General features: G+C 56.5%; 22 protein-coding genes. 11 read left to right on the forward strand and 11 right to left on the reverse strand.

Annotated features, from left to right (window positions below):
• Nucleotides 1-141: 141 nt before the first annotated feature.
• From P0119_16455 to P0119_16475, 5 genes are all read right to left on the reverse strand, one after another.
• Nucleotides 142-1,158: a cation diffusion facilitator family transporter gene (locus tag P0119_16455; protein MDF0667644.1), complete on the reverse strand. Its 1,017-nt coding sequence runs from the start codon at nucleotides 1,156-1,158 to the stop codon at nucleotides 142-144.
• Nucleotides 1,159-1,437: 279 nt separating this feature from the next.
• A complete protein-coding gene (locus P0119_16460) occupies nucleotides 1,438-2,961 on the reverse strand; it encodes a hypothetical protein (GenBank protein ID MDF0667645.1) in 1,524 nt (507 codons plus the stop codon).
• Nucleotides 2,962-3,717: 756 nt separating this feature from the next.
• Nucleotides 3,718-4,392 (reverse strand): hypothetical protein, encoded by a 675-nt coding sequence (locus P0119_16465; protein MDF0667646.1) that lies wholly within the window; start codon nucleotides 4,390-4,392, stop codon nucleotides 3,718-3,720.
• Between the two features lie 3 nt (nucleotides 4,393-4,395).
• Nucleotides 4,396-4,767 (reverse strand): cupin domain-containing protein, encoded by a 372-nt coding sequence (locus P0119_16470; GenBank protein MDF0667647.1) that lies wholly within the window; start codon nucleotides 4,765-4,767, stop codon nucleotides 4,396-4,398.
• 19 nt (nucleotides 4,768-4,786) lie between these two features.
• Entirely contained in the window at nucleotides 4,787-5,524 is a 738-nt protein-coding gene (locus tag P0119_16475; protein MDF0667648.1) for a hypothetical protein, read from the reverse strand.
• Nucleotides 5,525-5,556: 32 nt separating this feature from the next.
• Here P0119_16475 and P0119_16480 point away from each other — a divergent pair, with 32 nt between their 5' ends.
• The 4 genes from P0119_16480 (at nucleotide 5,557) to P0119_16495 (ending at nucleotide 9,090) form a co-directional block, all read left to right on the forward strand.
• Complete coding sequence (locus P0119_16480) at nucleotides 5,557-5,697, forward strand: hypothetical protein (GenBank protein ID MDF0667649.1); 141 nt, start codon at nucleotides 5,557-5,559, stop codon at nucleotides 5,695-5,697.
• Between the two features lie 162 nt (nucleotides 5,698-5,859).
• Nucleotides 5,860-7,290 carry a Do family serine endopeptidase gene (locus P0119_16485; GenBank protein ID MDF0667650.1) on the forward strand — a complete coding sequence of 477 codons (1,431 nt, stop codon included), beginning with the start codon at nucleotides 5,860-5,862 and terminating at the stop codon, nucleotides 7,288-7,290.
• 676 nt (nucleotides 7,291-7,966) lie between these two features.
• Nucleotides 7,967-8,407 carry a response regulator gene (locus P0119_16490; protein ID MDF0667651.1) on the forward strand — a complete coding sequence of 147 codons (441 nt, stop codon included), beginning with the start codon at nucleotides 7,967-7,969 and terminating at the stop codon, nucleotides 8,405-8,407.
• A 50-nt stretch (nucleotides 8,408-8,457) separates the two neighbouring features.
• Nucleotides 8,458-9,090: a Slp family lipoprotein gene (locus P0119_16495; GenBank protein MDF0667652.1), complete on the forward strand. Its 633-nt coding sequence runs from the start codon at nucleotides 8,458-8,460 to the stop codon at nucleotides 9,088-9,090.
• 389 nt (nucleotides 9,091-9,479) lie between these two features.
• Here P0119_16495 and P0119_16500 read toward each other — a convergent pair whose 3' ends face one another.
• The 4 genes from P0119_16500 to P0119_16515 are packed head-to-tail and all read right to left on the reverse strand — an operon-like array spanning nucleotide 9,480 to nucleotide 13,606.
• Nucleotides 9,480-10,601, reverse strand: coding sequence for a HupE/UreJ family protein (locus P0119_16500; protein MDF0667653.1), 1,122 nt, complete (start codon nucleotides 10,599-10,601; stop codon nucleotides 9,480-9,482).
• Entirely contained in the window at nucleotides 10,601-11,794 is a 1,194-nt protein-coding gene (locus tag P0119_16505) for a hypothetical protein (GenBank protein MDF0667654.1), read from the reverse strand. Before P0119_16505 ends, P0119_16500 begins: the two co-directional genes overlap by 1 nt.
• A 59-nt stretch (nucleotides 11,795-11,853) precedes the next feature.
• Complete coding sequence (locus tag P0119_16510; GenBank protein MDF0667655.1) at nucleotides 11,854-13,344, reverse strand: DUF4331 domain-containing protein; 1,491 nt, start codon at nucleotides 13,342-13,344, stop codon at nucleotides 11,854-11,856.
• Nucleotides 13,345-13,381: 37 nt separating this feature from the next.
• Nucleotides 13,382-13,606 (reverse strand): hypothetical protein, encoded by a 225-nt coding sequence (locus P0119_16515; protein ID MDF0667656.1) that lies wholly within the window; start codon nucleotides 13,604-13,606, stop codon nucleotides 13,382-13,384.
• A 249-nt stretch (nucleotides 13,607-13,855) separates the two neighbouring features.
• Between P0119_16515 and P0119_16520 the strand changes: the two genes are divergently transcribed.
• From P0119_16520 to P0119_16550, 7 genes are all read left to right on the forward strand, one after another.
• Nucleotides 13,856-14,458 carry a sigma-70 family RNA polymerase sigma factor gene (locus tag P0119_16520; GenBank protein ID MDF0667657.1) on the forward strand — a complete coding sequence of 201 codons (603 nt, stop codon included), beginning with the start codon at nucleotides 13,856-13,858 and terminating at the stop codon, nucleotides 14,456-14,458.
• Entirely contained in the window at nucleotides 14,455-15,375 is a 921-nt protein-coding gene (locus tag P0119_16525) for a cupin domain-containing protein (GenBank protein MDF0667658.1), read from the forward strand. The genes P0119_16520 and P0119_16525 overlap by 4 nt, the downstream gene beginning before the upstream one ends.
• A 149-nt stretch (nucleotides 15,376-15,524) precedes the next feature.
• Nucleotides 15,525-15,941 (forward strand): nickel-responsive transcriptional regulator NikR, encoded by a 417-nt coding sequence (gene nikR / locus P0119_16530; protein MDF0667659.1) that lies wholly within the window; start codon nucleotides 15,525-15,527, stop codon nucleotides 15,939-15,941.
• 70 nt (nucleotides 15,942-16,011) lie between these two features.
• Nucleotides 16,012-16,983, forward strand: coding sequence for a TonB family protein (locus P0119_16535; GenBank protein MDF0667660.1), 972 nt, complete (start codon nucleotides 16,012-16,014; stop codon nucleotides 16,981-16,983).
• Nucleotides 16,984-17,003: 20 nt separating this feature from the next.
• Nucleotides 17,004-17,486: a DUF3842 family protein gene (locus P0119_16540; GenBank protein MDF0667661.1), complete on the forward strand. Its 483-nt coding sequence runs from the start codon at nucleotides 17,004-17,006 to the stop codon at nucleotides 17,484-17,486.
• 124 nt (nucleotides 17,487-17,610) lie between these two features.
• On the forward strand, nucleotides 17,611-19,656 hold the full coding sequence (locus tag P0119_16545; protein MDF0667662.1) for a TonB-dependent receptor plug domain-containing protein: 2,046 nt from the start codon (nucleotides 17,611-17,613) through the stop codon (nucleotides 19,654-19,656).
• Between the two features lie 84 nt (nucleotides 19,657-19,740).
• Nucleotides 19,741-20,376 (forward strand): DNA-3-methyladenine glycosylase, encoded by a 636-nt coding sequence (locus P0119_16550; protein MDF0667663.1) that lies wholly within the window; start codon nucleotides 19,741-19,743, stop codon nucleotides 20,374-20,376.
• On the opposite strand, the gene P0119_16555 is transcribed toward P0119_16550, so the two are convergent.
• On the reverse strand, nucleotides 20,373-20,738 hold the full coding sequence (locus tag P0119_16555) for a hypothetical protein (GenBank protein MDF0667664.1): 366 nt from the start codon (nucleotides 20,736-20,738) through the stop codon (nucleotides 20,373-20,375). The two genes, P0119_16550 and P0119_16555, sit on opposite strands and share 4 nt — an antisense overlap.
• A gap of 223 nt (nucleotides 20,739-20,961) precedes the next feature.
• Nucleotides 20,962-22,785 carry an ATP-binding protein gene (locus P0119_16560; GenBank protein MDF0667665.1) on the reverse strand — a complete coding sequence of 608 codons (1,824 nt, stop codon included), beginning with the start codon at nucleotides 22,783-22,785 and terminating at the stop codon, nucleotides 20,962-20,964.
• Between the last annotated feature and the right edge of the window lie 61 nt (nucleotides 22,786-22,846).

Genomic DNA, 22,846 nt, shown 5'->3' on the forward strand with positions numbered 1-22,846 from the left:
GCTGTTCTGCTGTCCTGGCTCAAAGCAGGACACGTTGCGACGGAGCTGGCTGTCTGCTAGATCCGCTTCCGAACAAAACTGTTCTCGGGAAAGGTCTTCATGTCTTCGAACGTCGTTTTTCCCATGGGACAGACTCCATTCTTAATGCGAATGGGTCAGTAGCTCGTCATGATCATGGGCACTGATCCCATGGTGGCGCTCTCCCGACGCGCCGAACGGGTCAACATGAATCGTGGCATTGGCAAGATACGGCAGATGATGCAGCAGTTGGTGGCGCACCTCTTTGGCGATGTCATGACCTTGTTCGACGGTCAGGTCTGAAGCGACCGCGATATTGACCTCTGCCAGGAGCCGATGGCCGATCCACCTGACTCGGACCTCGGCGATATCCTCCACGCTGGGAACATGTTTTGCGGCATGTCTGATTTCCTCAACGATCTCAGGATCCACTCCGTCGAGGAGTCGCGTGAACAGAGACGTGCCGGACTCCCACCCGATTTTGAAGATGATCAGGGTAATCAGAAGGCCAATGAGCGGATCGGCTAGGGGGAGACCGAACCGCACGCCTAGTGCTCCCACAAGGACGGCCAAACTCCCCAAGCCATCCGTCCTGGCATGATACCCTTCTGCCACAAGGGCTGCGCTGCCGATCTCTCTCCCGACTTTGATCCGAAACACCGCAACGGCTTCATTGCCAAGAAAGCCCACCACCGATGCCACAATTACCGCCCACAGATGCTCAACAGGGTGTGGAGTTAAGAGTCGCAAAAGGGATTCGTACCCCACGACGACCCCGCTGATGAAGATTGCCAGGACGATCACGATTCCCGCCGCATCTTCTACCCGGCCGTACCCGTATGTGTATCGGTTCGTGGGTTTCTTCCGGACAACGCGAAAGGCGATCCAGAGCGGAATGGCGATTGCCGCATCCCCAAAGTTATGAATGGTGTCCGCAAGCAGCGCGACGCTGTTGGACATCAGGGCAATACTCAACTGAAAGAGAGCGGTCGCCAGTAATACCCAGAGAGACCACTTGAGTGCCCAAATGCCTCGTTGGGTGCGAAGGAACGCCGGATCAAGCGTCCCATGAGTATGGTCATCCTCATGGCCAGTGAGACTGTTGCCACGCGATTGATTATGTACATGCTGATCGGTCATCTCACCGCCAGGTGATAGCCGGAAAATTCGGTTACTCCTTATGGCACCAGGCTGGCACCAAAACTCCCGTCACTAGGAGGTCAGTACAGCCTCGTCAGATTCAGCAATCATGGGCGCGATCACAATTTTTGAATCCGGATATTTCTAAATTGCACGCGCGACCCTATGTGGTGATTTTGTAATCCAATAAATCCTTGTTTGGGTCGATTGCCATTCTTGAGAGAACAGACAAGTTGACTGTTGAGAATCACCGTGACGTCGTTTCCTTTCGCCTGAATTTCATAGGCGTTCCATTGCCCTAATGGCCGGGTCTGTTCCCATCCAGAGTGTGCCCGCTTCGTGATGCGTGGTGCCTAATCCGTCGCGCACCTTTCCGCGTGGCGGAGGTGTGGTATGCCAACCGCCATCATACTGATACTCAATGTTCTGCGGGTTCTTGGCCAACTTTTGGGCCAGAGCGATGGTGGCATCATCCATGGTGTTCCATAGCGCATCGTCGGCTTGGCTTTTTACGAGATTGACCCAGGCTCGTTGGAGTCCATACTCATCGGTTTGATCCGGACTAAGGTCGGTCCAATTCGGCGATGTTCCCGTGATCTTTGGAACAGTGGCGTCTTGACTTCCTAACATCTCGCCAATCCCGCGCAAGGTGATGACAATTGAATCCGCCTGTTGCGAAGCTAGGGTACGATGGACGAGATCAATGTCAGGGATCATTCGCCACATCGTGGCTTCTGAGGCTGCTCCCATAACCGCAGCAGCGGTGATTTGGAGATGATACCGGCCTTGCGGAGTTGAGCCCCGGGCGAGTAACGCGGATGCTTCCAACTGTTTGGGCAAGGCTGGATCAAAAGCGGCGCGTTTAATCCTCACGACTGTGTTGCTCCGCAAATGTGCCATGAGGTTGCGTCCAATCAGCGGTGTGGGAAACGACGTCATTGCCAAGCGAGTGGCTTCAATGGTGCTCGAGGCAAGAACGATCGCACAGGTCGAAGGAACCGGCAAAAATTTCTGTTGGCCATTGACGTACACTTCAATCTGGGTAACCGTGTCGCCGGTCGTATGTAATTTCACAACATGGGCTCGTGGCACGAGAAACAGTCGTCGCCTCCAGTCGGGGTTGTTTGCCGCTTCTCGAATGGCGTCGGTCAAGATGGGCGCGCTACTATATTTATCGAAACTGAACAGGCCTGAGGCGGGAGGAGCGGCTTGAACCGCCAGAGGAGCCTCTTCAATAGCATCGAGGGTTGGTACTGACTTGAAGACTGCAGTGAATTGTTTTGTAAGTTCGGCATTCAAGGGGCCGGAGATGTAATCCGTCTTATCGAACACGCCCGTTTCTTTTTCAACGGCTTCGTAGCCATCCTTGAAGTCGGCCAGCGGTGCCGGCGGCACTGCCGCTAGAAACGCGGCAAGATCCGATGGCCATTGAGCCCGTGGACCCTTGAGAAACCGCACGATCTCTGGCGGCCAATTCGCTAAATCAGCGTCGGTCAGCCGAGGTGACCAACCTCCCCAGTAGAGGGATCGTCCTCCGACGCAATAGGCGAGACCAGGAAATCCCACCTGGCTTCTCCAGGGTGAACCCCACACGCGATTTCTGGGTCCAGGATCTTGGTTGTTTGCGGCGACTTGAATCGTAGGCCCGGTATTCAGTCCGATGCGCGCCAAATTTTGAACATGCTCTGACACGAGGAAGCTCCCGGCTTCGAGCACAAGGACACGTAAGTTGGCATTGCGATAAATTTTTTCGGCACAATAGGCTCCAAACATGCCGGCGCCAATGACCACGGCATCAAACATTACCCCGCCGTTGTTGACGGCTTCATCCCATGTGCTGCAGATGTAACGACCCAGTACATCGGCGGTAAAGCTTGTGTCTTAAACCTCGACAGGTTGGCCGCTTTCTATTAGGCGGTTAATCATCATCGCCTCCTTGGGTGAAGGGATAAAGAAGGTTGTCGTTCAAACGTTCCATTGGCTGGGTGAAGATAATGAGAACAGATGGCCTTGAAATTCTGATTGAATCGCGAACATAAAATCAATCACTTTAGTCTGCTTTAGTCGGATATGGCATATCAAATCGGCTGTGACTGTATAAAAACAGTACACTCTCAATCTCGGCGAATAAGGTTTCCATCGAACAACGACGGACAGTAGAGAAGGTTGCCCGCTACCCCTCATCGGTTTCCTTACTGAGAATGCGTATGTCGCACAGTTGGGCGGATTGTTTCTTTAGCAGCAATAGTTGTTACGATTTACAGATGTTTGAATGAGGCCGAACGGTTCTTTGCCTGGTTGCAGTGGCAAACGGTGTCTCTGGTTCGCTGGGAGTGCTATGCCACCAACTTCTAGGATTTGTCCGCTTCCACCATGCTCCTCAAAAACTTTTGAGATCGGTTTTACTCTGGGGATGGGCGCTAGATGGCGTCTCGGCCGACCAAGTCGGCATCATTGGAGCAACCATTTCCCCTGTGAGGATGATGGCGGTCGTCGGGTATATGCCTCGCACGACTCTGTCAAAGGCGATCTCCGTATCATCACATACAGAGGCTTGCCTCAGCGTGCAATCCGGAGCTTCAGATCGTCGAAATAGGTGACGGCATCGGACTTGGTCCAGAGTCCAACCCGGCCGGTTGGGAAGGTCTGATCGCAGACATCAAACACCTGCTTGTTATCAAAGAAGACTTGGACTTGGCATCCTCTCGTGATGACGCGAAGGGTATGCCACTGTCGGACGTCAATGATCTGATCGAAGTTCTTGAGCATATGTCGGACCCCCTTCACGACCCGATAGATCCGAATATTCTGCTCCAAGGGATTGGCTCTCGTCAGATAGTAGTTGCGGTCATCGGCGGCGCGCCAGATGAGGCCGCCTCCCATATCGGCTTTACCATCGATTGGCAAGAGTGAGACTTGAAGATCGAGGTCGGATGCCGTGATCCCATCGATGAGCACCGTTTTATACGCATGCTCTGCGCCCTTCCCCATAAGCTGAGCGAGCACGTGAGGAGGACTCGGTGCGCGATCCGTTTCGAGGACCCTCCACTCTCCGGCAGGCCTGCCATCAAACAAGGTGCCCACGTGGAACTCTGACGGAAGCCTTTCCGATGAATCTTGATCAAACGTCCACACGCGGGTGGTGCTCTCAAGCGAGAACCCAGCTGTCGGCACAGCCAGAGCCATGATGATCAGCAGGAGCATGCGTTGAGGAGCCGTCTTGAATAGTCGCATAGGTTAAGCGTTGATCAGTGTGGATACGTCGCCGGGCTCGACCGGCACATGTTCGATCGGAAGCGGACATTGCACGACGCTGATGATCATGCGGTGGTTTTGGCTGGTATTGATGTATCCATGGGGGGTATTCATCGGGACTAAGACGGTCTCTCCGACTTTGATGGTCTGTTGCTCGGTCCCTACCACAATCACCCCTTCGCCTTCTAAGCACAACACGACTTCATCAGAGACCGGATGGCGATGCAGGTTGTTCTGTTGTCCTGGCTCAAAGCAGTAGATATTGCAATGGAGCTGGTCCGTTTGCCAGATCCGCTTTCGAACGAAATTGTTCTCTGCGAAGGCTTGTAGGTTTTTAAACGTTTTCTTTTCCATTACCGCAATCCCCTTCACCTTATCGCCAGGTCACTTCTTCCCAACAAAGATGAACAAAGGTCTCAAAGGGAGGAAAGTTGTTTGTATTTTGTTCCTTGGATCTCACCCAGAGATCTATCTCCATCCCAGCCGGATCGGTTTCGCCGCCGGGCAGGGTGCGTTTGATTGGATAGCGGACCTCGTGGGTTTTGGGATCGCGCGAGCGCTCCATCACCATGAAATGTGCGTCATAATCCTTGTAGAGCACCTGGTCATCCTTATACATCGTTGCAGTCCCCCAGCCGCCCAAGTACAGCCAGGTTTTCGGATACAAAGGATCGCCATTGTTCGAATCTCCATGTTCATAGATTCTGGTGGCAATGCCTCCATCCTGGAACGGCGCTTTCGCGGCAAACCGGTCGAAGACAATGCGATACCGGTCAGTCCCTTCGACAAACTCGGCTACCACTCGCCCCTTGTTGGTCAGTTCATTCACCTCGATCTCAATCGTTCCCTTCACGGCGTTCAAGTGTTTGCCCGCATAGTCCAGATGATCCCAGGGTGTCGTATCGCTCATGCTTCCGATGAGCATCGCCCGTTCGCCTTTGAGGTGAAACTCGCCGCTGTAATGGGGATGCTCAGTGGCTTTGAAAATCCTGGTGCCCTCATCTCCCTTGGGGGTCCCAAACTTGCCTTCTTCGGCCTGTCCAGGGGAGACAAGAATTCCTAGAGCCGTTGTCAGCAGCAGAGCGGCAATGAAGTTCGCGAGACGTATCATCCTGTACCTCCCCGCTACCAACTAGGTCTAACATGAAAAAAGCGGACGATCATCGTAGCACAATCGCATGTCTGCCTCCCAATCGACTGCCGACCCGTCGAACCGACGGTGAACAGGCTGGTCTGGACGCGAAGGCCGGTGCGGTATTTATTTACACGCTGTGTGAAGAATAGGTACTATCTTGCCCGCAGAAGGTGCAGAATGAGTCGGCGAGAAAGCAGTTGTCCGTAGGACGTAGTTTTGTAGCTTGCGTCAGATCGAATTATGGATGCGTGCGCCGGCACAACATCAAAGGCTGACTACGGTAATTTGACGATTTTGAACAGGCTCCCCGCATGAGAAGCACATTGGTGGACAGCAGCCGGGGTATGGGGATGCACAGCGTTGCCTGGGGTATCTTCGTCGGTCTGATGGTTCCGAGTTTGGGACTGGCCGGCCCTCAACAGATTCCGGCGGCCAACGGCCACGATTTGCAGAGCCAAGTCAAAGGTACAGCCAATAGGGTCATTCCGGCGGTGGTCAGTATCGCATCCACCGTGATGGTGCGCGATCAGGCCTTCAGCGACGAAGCCTTGCCGTTCGGTCTGTTCAAAGAGCCGCCGACCCGCCGACAATATGGCCAGGGGTCGGGCGTGATTGTCACGCCGGACGGCTACATCATCACGAATAACCATGTGGTCGCAGATGCCGTCGATGTGGAAGTGATCCTGGCGGATCGCCGCCAATACAAGGGAAAGGTGGTCGCGACGGATCCAAAGACCGACGTGGCGGTGGTGAAGATTCAGGCCTCGAATCTGCCGTCGGCGATCTGGGGGGATTCGAGCCATCTGGCCGTCGGCGACTTCGTGCTCGCCATCGGCAACCCGCTGGGAGTGAGCCGCAGCGTCACGTTCGGCATCGTGAGCGCGGTTGGGCGCGCGGAGGTCGGCGTGGCGGACTGCGAGGACTTCATCCAGACCGATGCTCCGATCAATCCTGGGAATTCAGGCGGCGCGCTCGGCAATATTCATGGCGAGCTGATCGGGATCAATACGGCGATCGCGAGTCCGACCGGCGGCAGCGTGGGAGTCGGGTGTGCGATTCCCAGCAACATGGCCCGGGCCGCCATGCAATGTCTTCTGAGGACGGGTCGTGTGGTGCGAGGTTTTTTGGGAGCCTCGACGCAGGACGTGACTCCCTCACTGGGGAAAATTTTCCGCTTGCCGGATGTCAAGGGCGCGATTGTCACCGATGTGCAATCCAGGGGGACGGCGGAACGAGCGGGTCTGAAACGAGGCGATGTGGTGGTGCGTTTCGACGGGCGGGACATCATGGACAGCGGTCAGTTGCGGAATCTGGTGGCACAATCGCCGATCGGGAGCAAACATCGCCTGGACCTCATCCGGGATGGGAAGCAGTATCAAGCCGATCTGGTCATTCAGGAAGCGCCGCGTGAACGTACGAAGAAAAGTCAGATTGCATCGTCGGCTGTATCGACGGTCCATCCGCTCTCCGGAGTGGTCTTCGATGACGTCACTCCTCCTCTGGCACGGCAGATGGATTTGCCGGTGAATACCGGCGTTGTCGTGACAGATATCGAAGAAGGCAGCTTGGCCGAAACCTCCGGTTTGCAACCGGGTGACGTCGTGCTGGAAATGAACCGACAACATGTGAACAGTTTCGCGGTACTCCAACGTCTCGCCGATCCCCTCAAACCCACCGACCTCGCCCTCTTGCTCGTGAACCGTCAGGGCAACGTCATGTATATCCCGATTCAAGGAGAATAGAGGTCGGCCAACCTGCCTCACATGCTCACCCAGTATGGGGAGGACGGAGGCGAGGTTTAAAGCCACATCTGCCTCCAAGTCCGTCGCTTGTTGCGTCTGTCAAAGGTCGCAGCAGGTGTGGACGGCGATTCTCTGTATCAAGACGATACGGCGAGTCAAAAGGTCACAGGTCCCTGTTATTCGCTTTCTTCATTCACTCTCAGATCGCGTGTAACCTTTCCACCCCTCGCTCCGTCTTAGAAGTAGAGCGATCGGAGGCTTCGAGGGGCTGGAGACATGGTCGCCCTGATCACAAGGCGCATCACGAGACCTCGCGAATCTGTTCCAAGATGCCTCTCATAATAGTGGTTTCACATGTCGAGTACGAACGGTCTGTTTCTTGCTCGTGTTTCTGAGGAGTGCCATTGGACGCAGGACAGCTACCTCGCACAGGTCACCGGTCACGCGACCGGAGAACTCGAACAGGTCCTGAGGTCCCCAGCATTGGGCAAGTCCTCGATACAGGACAACGGCTCTGGCTCTATTGCCTCGATGGAGTTCCAGTGATGATCAAGGTCCGGGCTTCTAGCTTCTCAGCACGGACCGAGTGCGGGGTGGAGGCCATCCTCCCTTTGCCTCTACCCCGGCCTCATATCGAGGTCTCTGGGATCGCTTCAAATAATGGAGGGAGCACACGATGGTGGGATACGGAAAGCGCCTGTTAGTGGTTGACGATGAAGCGCGGCTCGGCCGCCCTTTGGTGGGACAACTGGAGTTGCACTACTTCGCGGTGGTGGCGGTCGCGGATGGCTTGCAGGCTTTGAGGGAACTCCACCAACGTCATTTCGATGCCTTGATCACCGACCGACATATTCCGTACCTCGATGGCCTGGATCTCCTCCGGCAATGTCACCTGGTGTGGCCGCAGCTGCCCGTCATCCTCCTGTCCGGTAATCCCCCCGGTATTGTCTGGCCGGCGATGGCCCAGGGAGCCTTTGCATGTCTGTCCAAGCCGGTCGATATCGAGAAGTTGATCCATGTCCTTTCCCGAGCCATCACGCATACGGATGATCCTCGATCCAATCAGGTCGATATGCTCTCCCACATGCCGGAAGCCCAACGATGTTGGGCACTGTGAGCAACAGGTACCCAGTAGACGGGTGGACTCATGGAAGATGAGGCGCATTGATGAAAGGAGAGTCTCTCATGCGTATCATCGGATTGATCACGATGAGTCTGTGGTTGAGCGCTTGTTCAACCGCCCCGATGTTCCCACCGGCGGTTACGAAGGGCGTCGAAGCCAACACCTTTGACGCCAAGGCCTGGGGGGACCAGGCCTATCACCCGTCGAGCGCGAAGTTTGTCTCTCACAAAGTGGAATTAGCGGGTGAGATCATAAAAGTGATTCGGAAGCCAGACAGCATCGTCATTCTTGCCGAAGAGAGGCCCCTTGAGGCGAAGCTTGGAACGGACCCGTCGAGCGTCGAAGAGGACGGCGCACCCTGGTTTGCGATCACTTTTAAAGGGCCTGCAGAGCCGAGTCTGTTGCAGGCAGGTAATCGACTGACTGTAGTCGGCACGACGCAACGAGCCGGTCAGGAAATGCTCGGTGGCGCTCCACGAATGCTGCCGCACCTGATGGCGCAATGCCTTCACATCTGGAATACGCGAGAATCGGAACCGGCGAACTTCTCTTATTATGGAGGCTCCATGGGACATCATCCTGCGGAAGAGCGTACCTTCTGTCTTGGGGGTAGCAATGCCGGTTCCTCGCCCGGCGACGGCCAAGGCGACGTGGAGAGGGCCTCTGGAGGCTCGTGAAATAACGGCTAGACCGTCGATCGAAAAGGGGACATGTCGCTGTGTGCAGGGATCGACACGAACGGCTCAAGAACGACCGTGTGACCCCGAAGACGACGAGTGCCGCAGCTTGGGCGGAGTCTCTTGATAATCAGCCAATCGCGCGGTCTCGGGATGTCCATCATGAGCGCTGGATCATTCACCTGTGGTGATTTGTACCACCGGCTCCGGCGCTCTTGCAGTATCCTCGCTCTAAAAGGCTGCGGACACCCTTCCGTTCATCCTTCGAGAGTCCCAGGCCGAACGGAGTGATCATCGCATTTACTGATGTTTTCCCTTCGTGATGAGCCCTTCGACCGGTCTCAGGACAGGCCTGTCGAAGCACACGAATCGAGTTTTTCCGCGGTCTGTTACAGCGGAAACAGCTGTAGATTGAACGCCCGTTCCGTGAACCAGATGAGTGCGATGGCGATCACCGCTAGCGATCCGCCGTTGAGCACCAATCTTGGGTAGGACCAGGACCGGCGGATGAGATAGGCCAGAGGTAAGAATGCGGCGACGATAGCGAGCTGACCGAGTTCTACCCCCACGTTGAAGCTGACGAGGCTGAGCAACAATGAATCCTGAGGCAGTCCGAGATCCGTAAGCACTGCAGCAAACCCGAACCCATGAACGAGCCCAAATCCAAAAGCAATCATCCAGCGACGACTCATGACCGTGGGATACAAATTGCCAAGTCCTGCAAGCACCACTGAAGCGGCGATGGTCGATTCCACTAACCGAGATGGTAATCGTACGACATCCAGGGCAGCCAGACTTAACGTGAGCGAATGGGCAACGGTAAAGGCCGTGACGATGGTGACGACGTTCCACCATACCGATGAAAAGTCGCCCGCCGCTTGCCAGCGACCATCCACTCGGATCAGGACAGCGGGAAGCAATAGAGCAAGTAAAAACAGAACATGGTCAAAACCCAGCCAGATGTGCCAGATGCCCTCGTGAATGAATTCCATGCTCTCGGTCCAAGGGGACCTTTCGTTGACTGAGAATTCTTGGATCGGAGATTCTCGGCTGAAAATGGCGGCGCTGGTTTGTCCGCCTTGAGTAAGCCGCAGGAGTCCCTTATGTTGCGCGTCGATATCGAACATGAGTCGGTAGTCCACCGCGAGCCGTCCGATGGGTCCCCCGCAATCTGAACGGAAACGTAGCACCGAGTAAGCTCCGTCTGTGTGGTGATCGATCAGCTGCTCTAGCACCTCAGTCTTACACGTTTGCTTATCAACCGATAAGACGAGATAAGAAAGTGCATAGGCACCAATCTCGTCATGCTTGCTCCGGACCTCTCCCCAGGTGATGTGACCGTTTCCATCCCCATCCAATCCGATGGCATCTGCCAGATCGCGTAGCGCGATGTCCCATTGCCCCTCAACGTGACTGTGCTGAACGGACAGTGAGAGATAGCTGTCGCTGGGCTTGTGAGCCCAAGCGGGAAGGCTCAGTAAAAGCCAGGCGATGACGAGCAGGATGCGCATTAGAATGTGGTCTCCTGAATCTGGTTCGCAAGTTGTCGCAGTCGAAAATCTTCAACATGGTTGGCATTCAACCAACCGAGCACCGGCTGGGCCGCCGCTCGGTTCTTGTCGGCGAGCGCACATTCCAGGAGAATCCTGGCGTCCGCCGGTTCTCGCTGGACGCTCCAATTGGCCTGGGCTAACGGCAGCGCCTGTCCGGCATCATGCAGCAACGCCAACGTGAACCGTGCTTCTTCTCTCACATGGACGGTCGTTCCGCGCTCGCGACTAGCGGCGAAGCGGGCTGCCAGTTCGGCTGTATGGTTCTGGAACGCAGGCAGCTCCAACGCTTGTTCAGCGAGGGTCAGACGCAAGAGCAGGCCATCGGCTCTCGTCTCAGATTGGAGTACGGAAATGACGTCCTGATAACGGTGCTGATCCAGTAAGAAATCCGCATAGGCGCCTAGCAAGTATTGATCCTTGATGCCGACCTTGAAAGCCTCAGAGAAATATTCTTCAGCCTCTCGTATTGCTCCAGTGCGCGCGGCAGTTTCAGCCAGAATCGTCGCAATCCAGATTCGCTCGCGTCCTGAGAGACTCGATCCCGACAGCACCTGCCGGAGCAGCTCCAGACTTTTCGATGATTGGCCGGTCACGCCGGCGATATCGCCCAAGCATCCGAGCAGCACATGAGCTGCAGCCAAGCGTGCGAGCCGCCGGCAGGCTCGCCGGGCCTCGTCGTAGCGAGCCTGTACTTGGAGAATGGATGCTTTGGTGAGCCACGCTTGAGCATTGGTCGGTTGGATAACCAATACCTGGTCGAGATCCGCCAATGCCTGATCGAATTCGTGTGCGTTCTGCCTGATCGTTGCTCGTAAAAGGAGTGCCGGAGGCGGTGGTATTGGCTCGTTCAACCAAGGGGTAAGGACTGCCTGGGCTTGCCCAAGAAAGCGAGGGTCACCTTCCGATCGACCTTGCTCGATGTAACGAGTGGCTAGTTGTATGGTCGAATCAAGATTGCGGGGGTTACGTCGAAGATCGGCGCGTAGGCTCTCGATCTCGCGCGCGAAGGGATCGGACGCTTTGAAGGTAAGTCGCTCAAGGACCTGTGCATCATCCATTGGTCGGTAGGGTTCGGGGGAAGCGATGCCGACGTGACTCAGCGTGAACCATCCGAGGATGGCGATCAGGGTGAGAGATGACAATCGAATCATTGGACTACCTCGTCGTGGTGCGGGTGCCGCGTAGGTACGAAGCACCCGCTTGACGATGACTAGAATGGCTCTCCCGGATCGATATGCCGACGGTCTCGTCCGTCGAACGGTGTTGGAAGGAAGGGAAACATCGTTGCGATACCGTTGGCTGTCTTGTTGCCGCCGACTGATCCGACGTTGAAGTTGACTCCGTCGCCGAGGTTCGGGGTCGCAGGATTGGTCAGAATACCGGCTACGACGCGCAAGGCGACATCGGTCACATCGTCGTTGGGTCTTCGACCGTTCGGCCAGCCGGCTCTATCCGGCGTGGCATTGCCGCTCGCGTCATGGGCGAGAGGGCCCAGTCGCCTCTGGCCGTCGGCCTGGGTCGGTGGGACGTCCAAATCGACTCGTAAGAGCTCAGCCAGGACTTCATGGATCTTGCCGGAGCCGCAGACCGGTGGGCCCGGCGCATACCGGAGCAAGGCGTTCACGAGATCTTCTCGGTTCGCCGTCGGGAAACCGGTGCCGAAGACCGCGTTGAGTGCCGTGGCCAGGGCCGAATTGCAGTAGAAAGGAACGAATTCGTTCTCGTCTTCAGCATCCGTGGCGTTCCACTTGTCCTTCATGTTCGTGGCGATGATCAACTCGTTCACGAGCGGATTGCCCATGCGCGCCACTTGAACGAAGCGGGTGCTGTTGTCACGGTCGCCGTTTTTCTTGATGACGCTGACCTTAGGCCGGCTCGTGCTGGCGTAGGCGCCGAGCACCTTATTGCCGTTCGGGCCGAGGAGCTCGCTGATGGGAATTTCTAGCGCGATTGTGTTGACGTTGAAGCCGCTGAACGTATCGGCGGTACCGGCGCCCGGCGCTCCGACGATGACGGCATCGTTGGCGTCGTCCGCATTGGAAAGAATCGGAGAGATATGCAAATTCAACGTGTCGAACGTGCCTCCTATGTCGATGTAGAAGGTTTCATCCCGTTGGCCGGCGAAGACTCTCCCTCCGTTTTTCAGCGGGAAAACCCCCTTGGCTGCCAGATCTTCGTACTTCGGCGTGGTGCGAGGGCCGACGTTCGACGGCACGGCGAACATTGAACCGGTGCCGAGATCGCGTGGCGACCGACCAGACCGCCGCTCCGTGACGCTGTAGCTTTGCCGTACCAGCAGCCCTTCGGATCCTCCACCGGTGAGGGCTGTGATGGGAGGTAACGCGACATAGGCTAGTGGGAACACGTTTCCTGGTGGCCTGATCTCAGTCTTGAACCTGATCTGATAGACGATGTTCCCTGCGATGTTGTCCTTGTTGTTGTCGATATGAATTTCATAGAGCACGTCGTCCGCGAAGTTGAAGTAGTTGGGGCCTGAGCCCGGCTCCTGACCCGGAATCACATTCATGATCAGGATGGCCTTGTCGGGATCCTGCCAGCTCCGAAAGAAATAGAAATCCGTGATATCCGCCGTCGGATCATTGGCGATCATCGGAGCCTCGCGATGGCTTGCAGCTAGGACCGGCGTCGTCATGAACACAGCCAGTATCGTCAGGATGAGCGGTCGAATTCGAGCGAACATGATGTCCTCCTTGTGGATCTTTCTGGTGAATGACGGGTTACAGATCCGGCTCAGGCGCCAGAATGGGTTCTGAGTCAGCTTGGCTGACCAGTGCTGCCTCGTCCGATGTGAGTGCGTCTGATTGCGGAGTGCGCTGATCATCCGTGACAGCGACGGCTGGACTCGGAGCTGTCAGGATAGGCATATTGTCGCTGCCGCTGCAGCCGGACAAGAGTCCGACGGCGCAGAGGACGCCGAGAAGCCAAAACATTGGTGGTTTCATGACTCTGCTCTCCTCTCATGGTTACTCATGGCGGTAGAAAGTCATCTTTCGAATCAGGACCTGCCGGCGGTCTGTTCTCCACTACGAGACAGGATGTCGTTTGGATTTCTTCGCGCGGAAGGTCTGCTTGCGAGGTCTATCGGCTGCTGTTATAGTCGAGTCCCTTCGAGAGACAGGGCACAGAACGGCTCAATTCAGCAAATCCAATTCCCCCCATGTTCTCGTACCAGCTAAAGGGGGGGGACTGGTATGTTGGTCATGTCAGGGGAAGCCACCAAGCCGACACAAGACCAAGAATGGGCGCACCTGATAGCACGGACCGCGCAGGGAGATCAGGCCGCGCTCGCCACATTCTACGATCGGACCAGTCCCCAGGTATTCGGCTTTATCTACAAGATTCTCAATAATCGTGAAGCAGCCGAAGAAGTTACGTTAGACGTCTACACCCAAGTGTGGCGCCAGGCTCATACCTATGACCATACAAGAGGGGCGCCGGGGGCTTGGCTGATGACCCTGGCACGGACAAGGGCGATCGACCGGTTCCGTGCCGGGGCGGTCGAACATGGGCGCCTCGAATCGTTGGATTCTGTCGAACTATTTGCCAGCGACGACGACACGCCGGAGCAGGATGTCGAAGGCCAAGAGCGGCGACGGTATGTCCAACAGGCCTTGGCGGTCCTGACGGCAGAGCAGCGGCAAGCGATCGCACTGGCCTATTTCTATGGCTTCAGTCAAAGTGAAATCGCGGAAAAGCTGCAGCTGCCTCTCGGTACGGTGAAGACGAGAATCAGATTGGGTATGATTAAATTGCGCGAAGCCCTCGCGCCCTATGAGGATGGTTTAGCGTTGTGACCGAGAAGTTGTCGGAAGAATTAGAAGAGCAGGCAATGCTCCATGCTCTTGGGGTTTTGGATCCTGAGGATCGTCAGGCCTTTATGGTCAGACTCCAAGGAGAGTCGGATCTCTTGAGAGAAGCGGTGAGGGCCTATCGCGTGACCAGTGGCGCTTTGGCCGATGCGGTGGCTCCAGTGACGCCTCCGGCGACCCTACGCGAACGACTTGTCGCCCGGATTGCGATGGAAGCGGCTCGGGAAGTCGAACAGTTTGAGTTGACCGCCAATACCGTGGCCTTAGGTTCCGCTCCTGTTAGGCCGCCGGATTCCCTACGCGAGCGACTCATGTCCCGCATCGAAAGACATTCGGATGTCCGGCTTGTCCTCGAAGAGTCGATGCATGTCCAGAAGGTAACACCTGTTTCATCAGGCGATGGGAGATTGGATGAGAGTCGGATTCGCCCCCCTCAAGACTCCGGTCTCCTGTTCTCTTGGCTCCGATCCTATTGGACAACCGGTTCAAACTTTATGCGGACTCTTGTCATTCGCCTCGTGACCTCCGAGCGGGTGAGGTATTGGAAAGCCAAGATCGCGTTTCAACAGCCGACAAAGGGGCTTACCTTCATCAGGGCGTCGGAAGGAACCTGGCGGAGAATCGCTCCGGGAGTGACGGCTAAGTTGCTCTCCTTCGATCCGACTTCCCGTAGGGCCACCACAGTCCTCCGTTTTGCACCCGGTACCAGCTATGCCCCGCATCGTCATACCGCAGTGGAAGAGCTCTATGTCCTCGGAGGGGGATGCAGTATCGCCGGTCGTGAGATGACGGTAGGGGACTATCATCGCGCCGAAGCCGGGACCGTGCACCATGATACGTCGACGGACGAGGGATGTCTGCTACTGGTGATTTCCTCTCCCCAGAACGAGATGTTGTCATAGGTCGGCCGACAGGGAATCTCCGCTCGGCCGCAAATCCATTCCCGATCAACCTTCGTAGTACCTGTTGAATCGAATTTAGACGATTGACCTTTTGCATCGTCAGTGCTATGAAGTGAAAATTCGTGCCACCACCAAGCGGGAGGAAGTCGGTGAAAAAAATAGTGCGTTTCGGCGTCTCGCTCGACCACCATCTGTTGGATGCATTCGATCGTCATATCGAACGGCGGAAATACACCAACCGATCGGAAGCTCTGCGCGATCTGATTCGGAACAACTTGGTCGGCCAAGAGTGGGATGAGAATAAGGAAACGGTCGGCACGATCACCTTCGTGTATGACCATCATGTGCGGGACCTGACAAGCAAGTTGACCGACATTCAGCATGACTACCATGGGCAAATATTGTCCGGCATGCATGTGCACCTCGATCATGACCATTGCCTTGAAGTATTGGTGGTGAAGGGTAAAGGTTCTGAAATTCGCAAGGTGGCCGACGCGTTGGTCAGCGTGAAGGGTGTCAAACACGGCAAGCTCACGACGACGACCACGGGCAAAGGGCTCAGCTGATGAACCGGGCTTGTGAAACAACGAGTCGATATCGTCCAGTGGTGAAGGCTGTGGCTAAGGCGGTGATGAGGTGATTGGGACGCTCGAACATCGGCTGTTCGTTCAAGCCTGGGCGATATCGGTGACCCTGCATGGAATTGTGGTGATCCTCGCGATGCTGTTGGTATTCCAGATGAAACCGCTGCCGATACAAGATCTCTTTCAATGGAACGTATCGTTGGTCGAGATGGTCCAAGGGCAGTCTGTCGAACCGGGAACTCAGGCTGAAGGACTGCCTAAACCAGCGCCGCAGGCTGTGGTCCGACCGAAGCAGACCGCGACCACGACTGCTCAGGTCGTGCCGACCAGGAAATCGAATCCTGGTCTCACAAAAAGACAGCAGCGGCTCGTTGAAACGGCTTCAGTAATGGAGCGGTCGCCGGCTGAGACGCCGCCTGCGGTCCAGCAGCATCAAGAAGCTGTTGCCCAGATGGATGCGGCCCTGGTCAAGGACGCTATCAAGAGTGAGGAGGCGCACGTCGAGCCGGTGACCAATCCTATAGCCCAATCCGTGGTACCTGAGGAGCCGCCCAGCCTGGTCGATCCCAACGCATCGGTTCGACAGGTGCCCACGGACAACAACAAGCCGCTCACTGAGCCGACAGAATCGGTACAGATGGCCGCTGTCCCCAAAGAATCAGTGACGTCTCAAGCTTCTCCTGAGCCGCCTCAGCCTGTGACCGGAGCGATACCACAAGCGCCGGCAGGCCGCGCCGACTATGGGTGGTTGATTGAGTCGGTCAGCAAGCGGATGGCGGAATTAAAGCGCTATCCGGTAACGGCCCGCGCTAATGGATTGGAGGGCAAGGTGTTGCTGCGCGCGGTGATTCGCGCAGATGGGCAGTTGGTCGAAGTGGTGGTACAGAGGAGCTCAGGCCATGAGGAATTGGATGCAGCCGCAATACAAACCATGCGTGACGCGAGCCCATTAAAACTGCATCAGGAATTGGGGCGGGCTCAAATTGCCGTCACCGTTCCGTTGGTCTATACGCTGGCTCGATGAAGCGGCCTAATGAGTCCTCCATGGAAAAACGGTACGACGGCATCGTCATGGCGAAGGGACCGTGTGTCATCTTGAAACAAAACATCTGTGTCATCGATGGGCGTGGTGGTGGAATGGGCAGTCGTCTGGTGGCGGGGCTCATTTCGCATATCGGTCGTAGGTATGACGTCATCGGATTAGGGACGAACGAGGTCGCGGCTGAGGCTATGAAGCAAGCCGGAGCAACCCGTGTGGTGATAGGAGCCGCAGCGATTGCCGAGACTGTCCGGGCCGCCGACGTGATACTGGGAACACTCAACGTGGTGATGCCGGGCACCATGTTGGGGGAGATCACCCCGGAAATCGTGACTGCGGTTCTGGCGTCCAAGGCTAAGAAGGTGTTGTTACCGCTGAATCGAGTCCAGGTGGAAATCGTCGGGACTGAAGGCCACACGATGGATAGGTTGATCGACGAGTGCCTCGCACGCGTCCGTGTTGCCGTACAAGCAACCTGCCAAGCATAGCGGCATTCCCATTCGTTCTGAGTTGCGAGACCACGAGGGTCTACGCCGGTCGATGAGTCGGCTGTCGAGAGATTGTCGTGGGCGTCTCATCCGTCCACAGAATCCGTGATGAGGAATCGTGGACATGACACGCGCAATGATGTTCGTGCTCGCGTTCGCCGTGGTCCTGAGTGTTTGGGAAACGGCCCAAGCTCACGACCCCGAGGAGCCAGAATTGGAAGTGCCGGAAGTTGCGGTCATCGGTGAAAAACCGGTGGCGGCTTCCTCTCAACAGTTCATCCCCGACAAAGAGATCGTGCTGCAGCCTCAAGGCAGACCGGCTCAAATTCTTCGCTTGATCCCAGGTATGGTGGCGGTTGAGCATTCCGGCGGGGCAGGAAAGGCAGACCAATATTTTCTCCGCGGATTCGACGCCGACCATGGAACGGATGTCGCCTTCTTCACGGACGGCATGCCGATCAACCTCCGGACACACGCGCATGGGCAGGGGTATGCCGACCTGAATTTCATCATTCCTGAAACCATTGAAGGTGTCGATGTCTCCAAAGGCGCCTATCTCCCGGAGATCGGCGATTTTGATGTGGCAGGGGCGATCAATTTCAAGACTAGACAAGTCGTTCGAGAAGGCATCGCGCAAGCGATGGGCGGGGAGTTCGACACGCAACGGTATCTGTTGATGTTCTCGCCGACGAAAGACAAAATCCGCACGTTATTCGCCGGGGAAATCTACGACACGAACGGCCCGTTCATAAACGACAACAACTACTTTCGGACCAATGTGCTCGGGAAAATCACCAGTAACTTCACCGGGCGCGACGAAATCAGCCTGACGGCGACGATTCAGTATTCGAAGTGGAATGCCTCCGGGGAGATTCCTCAGCGTGCAGTCTTTGCAGGACTGATCGATCGGTTCGGCTCCATCGATCCTTCCGAGGGCGGCAACACGCTCAGGAGCACGGTCCGATTGAACTACCATTACGACACGACGACGGGCGGGCAATTCTTTGCCAACGCCTACGGGCAGTATTACCGGCTGGATCTCTTTACGAATTTTACGTTCTTTCTCAACGATCCCGTTAACGGCGACGGGATTGCGCAATACGATCGCCGTGGCATCTATGGCGGCGACCTCGGCTACAAACAACGAGGAGAGATTCTGGGAATCCCAGTCATCGGGACGGTCGGATTTCAAACGAGATTGGATGACATCCACACCAAGTTGGGCACGCAAACGAAGAGGACCCCGACCGGCATTACGACGGACAGCGACGTCTTTGAGGTGTCCTATGCGCCGTTCGTCAAGGCCGAGGCTCAGCCGATCTCCTGGATGCGGCTGGCGGGCGGGTTGCGCTGGGAAATATTTACCTTCGATGTAAAGAACCTCTGTGCCGCTTGTGCGGAGCAACCGGGTGGAAACACAAGCTCGGGCATACTCCTTCCGAAAATGAACATGATTCTCGGGCCATGGGTGAAGACGGAATTCTTCGTCAACTATGGAGAAGGGTTTCACAGTAACGATGCGCGATCCGCCGTACAGGTGGGGAGTTCACCGCTTGCTCGTTCAGTGAACTATGAGGTCGGCGTCCGATCCAAGCCTTGGGGACCAGAGGGACTCGAATTGACCGCCACGGCTTGGCGAATCGACCTCCAGTCCGAACTCGTGTTTGTCGGGGATGAGGGGACAACCGAAATTCGCGGGCCGAGTCGACGACAGGGCTTTGAAGTCGCCGCGCGCGGCCAAGTCTGGGGCCCGCTGTATGTCAATGGGAGCTTCACCTGGACCGACGCCAAGTTCCGTAACGGGGACGCGATTCCTCTGGCGCCGGAATACACTGCCTATGGGGCCGCAATCCTGACATGGCCGCCAGGGCTGACGTCCCAGTTCCAGGCTACGTATCTCGGAGTCAGGCCGCTCATCGAAGATCAGAGCATCAAATCGCCCTCGTGGATCGTCTTCGATTGGACACAGCGCTATCGGTTGCCGATCCGGTTGCCCCATGGCCGATTGGAAGCATTTTATTTCATACAGAATCTGTTCGATACCCACTGGGAACAAGCGATCTTTGCGTTTGAATCAAGACTGAAGAACGAGCCGGCCGGGGTGATGGACATTCATTTCGTGCCGGGGAATCCGCGGACGGTGATGGGAGGGCTGGCATGGTACTTTTGACCCGCCGAATGGTTTATGCTCAGTGGACAATAGCTGAATTGTAAGTTTGCAATCCCAGCAGTTGCCATCCAGCACTCACTGAGCATGGTGAAGCCAAAGACTCTCTCTCGTGCCTTTTTCAATCGTTCCACCCTGACGGTGGCTCGGTCACTGATCGGCAAGTACCTGGTGCGTGAGAACGGGAAGGGGACGGTCGCAGGAAAAGTCATCGAGGTGGAAGCCTATGTCGGTCCCGAGGACAAGGCGTGCCATGCCTCGAAAGGTAGGACCGCAAGGACGGAGGTGCTGTTCGGTCCCCCAGGAATGTCATATGTCTACCTCATTTACGGGATGTACCACATGTTGAATGTGGTGACAGAGCGGACGGAGTTTCCCGCAGCGGTGCTCATTCGAGCGATCGAAGTCGAAGGTGAGTTGATCGACGGGCCAGGAAAGCTCTGTCGTGCATTGGAGATCGATCGGTCATTGAATCGACTCGACATGACCCATGGACGATCCCTCTGGTTCGAAGATCGAGGCGTACGGATTCCCAACAAGCAGGTCGGCACGTTCCCGAGAATCGGTGTTGCGTATGCAGGGATATGGGCGAAAAAACCCTGGCGGTTTCGTTTGTGCGAGGATGGCAGAAAGATGCCCCTTGTTGGATGGGCAAAGGAACAGGCCGTCAGATCGGGGGAAACCCTGGAAAGATTTCCCCCGCGTCATGATGGGAGAGGCTAGTCGATTTGGCGATCGCCGGTGATCTTGGTTGCGGAGGTTACCGGCGGAGCAATTTGGACCTGAGGCCCGTCAACGTTTGGAAGCCTTCCGGCACCCTGCTCTCCCGTGATTCTCGCATTGTCGGTCTTGACCAGTTTCTGTTCGGCGTTCTGGACGGAGTCCGCCGATTTCAACAGCGTGGACGCTCCGCGCGCGTCCGTTTGGCCGGGATCGTTCGCCGTCGCTTGGCCGTTCACGGGACTGCCATCGTTCTTCATGGGGTAGCCGTCATGTTTGGGCAGCAGTGCCGGATTGGCCGAGGCCACCGAACATGCAAGTAGGATCGAGGAGATTGTCGCGACTGCACCGGTAAGAAGTTTCATACCCATTCTCCCTTCGAGCTATGACGATGGATGACGATCATGCGTTCAAAGCATTCCATTCGTAGACTAGATCCGAGGCCTGAATCATAGCGAGGGAGGACCCTCCTGTCAAACGGGCAGGCGGTGGCGCGAGACTTGCGGGATTTGCGAGAACAGCGGGACTGGCCAGAGGCTTCAGCTGCTCGCGTCGCGCCTGTCGCGCACTTTGCGCGTATCGCGCTCGCTAGTTCGGTCGTCGTGGGTGGCGCCGCCCCCGGCCCCGATGCCGAAACGTCGGTCCGCGACTCACACCATGGAGACGAATGGTGACGGTCGTGCCTTCACCGGGGGCGCTGCCGATCGCAATGGTTCCCCCGTGCTCCTCGACGATCTTTTTGACACTGGAGAGGCCCAGTCCGGTCCCCGAGCGCTTGGTGGTGAAAAAGGGCTCGAAGACCTTGTCGACGATTTCAGCCGGGATGGGGACTCCGTCATTCTGAATGAGAATCTGAACCTCGAGCCCTCGTCCGGCACGATGTTGGGTGACATGGATATGGAGATGGCCGCCGGGGGACATGGCTTCGCAGGCGTTCCGGAATATGCTCAAGAACGCCTGTTGGAGCTTGGACTCATCGCCGCGCACAGGCGCGATGACATTGGCGTAGTCTTTGGTGACTTGGATACGGGTCGCTTCCAGATCGGTTCCGACCACCACGAGGGCGCTCTCGAGCACCTCCGGAATACGGCATAAATGACGACTGAGTTCCAGCGGCTTCGCGTAGTCGAGGATCTCGTTCAGAATCGCTTCGATGCGGATCAAGTCGCGCATCGCATTCTCGACGCGTGTCTGAGGGTCGAAGTCGAGGATTCCTTCACCGGTTACTTCTTCGAGTTGCGATCGAATGGACGCGAGGGGTTCACGGATTTCGGTCGCCAAAAAGGCACTGAACTCGCCGATCGCGGCCTGCCGTTCTTGTTTCCGAATGATGGGTTCGGAGGGGACGGCCACAGGCAGTTGGAGGCCGGATGTTCCGACGTCGGTCGCCGGAGAAGGAGCGGCAGCTTGCGGCGCAGGTGCCTGTAAGACCTCCGAGAGTTTTAGGATAATGGGCTCCAGCGTCCTGGCATCGGTGGTCTGATACCGTTGTGGGTCTTTCGACCCCAGTGTCAGCGTCCCGCCGACCTGGCCTTTGACGAAGAAGGGAACGACGAGCGACGACTGAAACAGGTCCTTGAAGAGATGTTTATGATCAAGAAAGCGGCCCTGGGTAGAAGCCAGATCGTGATCCACGCGAGGCTTGCGATGGCGGACGGCCCATCCAGCCGCCGAACCGTCGAGCGTCAGGCGCTGCCCTGGTTTTAGCTCTTTCTTGGCGTCCTTTGGGTCTGCCTTCACGTCGCCGGCGATTCCCAATACCTCGACATTTCCGGCCAGTGGATCATAGTAACAAGCCCAGGCTCGGTCATAGGTCACGTATTCGTGAGCCTCGGCCAAGACCGCCTCGATCCTTTCTTGAAGCTCAGGTGAAAAATGCTTAGTCATGGGAGGAAACAGGTCCGCTCCGGTTTGCTGAGGAGAACCCGCTTCCTGAGTGACGTACGAACGACTCAACACCACGTTGCTATTGAAGAGTCCTTCGCGGTCCAGCGCCTTGGTCATGTCGTCGCACATCTGCTCCAGGTGGAATTTGTCTTTCTTGGAGAAGGCTGCGGCCTCTTTCCGTCCGATGACCAGGCAACCGTAGACATTATTGAAGTGGCGAAGCGGGACGGCCAGCAGGGATTTTGCCCCGGGCGTGATCAACCGCAGGCGGATGGCATGCCCACCATCATGATCTTGGACAGACGGGGTCAGGGCCGCGGCGCGTTGCGTCGAGAGGGTACGGAGAATGGCTTGGACATCTCTCGGCGTGAACCCACGCGAGGCATGTTCAACGAGTGGCCCGTTTTCTTGATGGAAGATGGCCGCCAACGCCGAATCTGTCCCGATGTCGTTCAGCGCGGAATTCAACGTCCGTTGAAGGTGCGTCTCAGGGGCAGGTTTGATTTGAGGAATCGAACTCGTCATAGGATCACGCGTGAGTGTTTGCATTGTAGCCGGAACATCGGGGAATAGCTACAGTCTCAGC

Source organism: Nitrospira sp., assembly GCA_029194665.1.
GTDB lineage: Bacteria > Nitrospirota > Nitrospiria > Nitrospirales > Nitrospiraceae > Nitrospira_D.

What these genes read in the sequence shown, in the direction of transcription:
- P0119_16455 (MDF0667644.1), bottom strand. Translation starts at nt 1,158, where the DNA reads ATGACCGATCAGCATGTACATAATCAATCGCGTGGCAACAGTCTCACT.
- P0119_16460 (MDF0667645.1), bottom strand. Translation starts at nt 2,961, where the DNA reads ATGTTTGATGCCGTGGTCATTGGCGCCGGCATGTTTGGAGCCTATTGT.
- P0119_16465 (MDF0667646.1), bottom strand. Translation starts at nt 4,392, where the DNA reads ATGCGACTATTCAAGACGGCTCCTCAACGCATGCTCCTGCTGATCATC.
- P0119_16470 (MDF0667647.1), bottom strand. Translation starts at nt 4,767, where the DNA reads ATGGAAAAGAAAACGTTTAAAAACCTACAAGCCTTCGCAGAGAACAAT.
- P0119_16475 (MDF0667648.1), bottom strand. Translation starts at nt 5,524, where the DNA reads ATGATACGTCTCGCGAACTTCATTGCCGCTCTGCTGCTGACAACGGCT.
- P0119_16480 (MDF0667649.1), top strand. Translation starts at nt 5,557, where the DNA reads ATGAAAAAAGCGGACGATCATCGTAGCACAATCGCATGTCTGCCTCCC.
- P0119_16485 (MDF0667650.1), top strand. Translation starts at nt 5,860, where the DNA reads ATGAGAAGCACATTGGTGGACAGCAGCCGGGGTATGGGGATGCACAGC.
- P0119_16490 (MDF0667651.1), top strand. Translation starts at nt 7,967, where the DNA reads ATGGTGGGATACGGAAAGCGCCTGTTAGTGGTTGACGATGAAGCGCGG.
- P0119_16495 (MDF0667652.1), top strand. Translation starts at nt 8,458, where the DNA reads ATGAAAGGAGAGTCTCTCATGCGTATCATCGGATTGATCACGATGAGT.
- P0119_16500 (MDF0667653.1), bottom strand. Translation starts at nt 10,601, where the DNA reads ATGCGCATCCTGCTCGTCATCGCCTGGCTTTTACTGAGCCTTCCCGCT.
- P0119_16505 (MDF0667654.1), bottom strand. Translation starts at nt 11,794, where the DNA reads ATGATTCGATTGTCATCTCTCACCCTGATCGCCATCCTCGGATGGTTC.
- P0119_16510 (MDF0667655.1), bottom strand. Translation starts at nt 13,344, where the DNA reads ATGTTCGCTCGAATTCGACCGCTCATCCTGACGATACTGGCTGTGTTC.
- P0119_16515 (MDF0667656.1), bottom strand. Translation starts at nt 13,606, where the DNA reads ATGAAACCACCAATGTTTTGGCTTCTCGGCGTCCTCTGCGCCGTCGGA.
- P0119_16520 (MDF0667657.1), top strand. Translation starts at nt 13,856, where the DNA reads ATGTTGGTCATGTCAGGGGAAGCCACCAAGCCGACACAAGACCAAGAA.
- P0119_16540 (MDF0667661.1), top strand. Translation starts at nt 17,004, where the DNA reads ATGGAAAAACGGTACGACGGCATCGTCATGGCGAAGGGACCGTGTGTC.
- P0119_16545 (MDF0667662.1), top strand. Translation starts at nt 17,611, where the DNA reads ATGACACGCGCAATGATGTTCGTGCTCGCGTTCGCCGTGGTCCTGAGT.
- P0119_16550 (MDF0667663.1), top strand. Translation starts at nt 19,741, where the DNA reads ATGGTGAAGCCAAAGACTCTCTCTCGTGCCTTTTTCAATCGTTCCACC.
- P0119_16555 (MDF0667664.1), bottom strand. Translation starts at nt 20,738, where the DNA reads ATGAAACTTCTTACCGGTGCAGTCGCGACAATCTCCTCGATCCTACTT.
- P0119_16560 (MDF0667665.1), bottom strand. Translation starts at nt 22,785, where the DNA reads ATGACGAGTTCGATTCCTCAAATCAAACCTGCCCCTGAGACGCACCTT.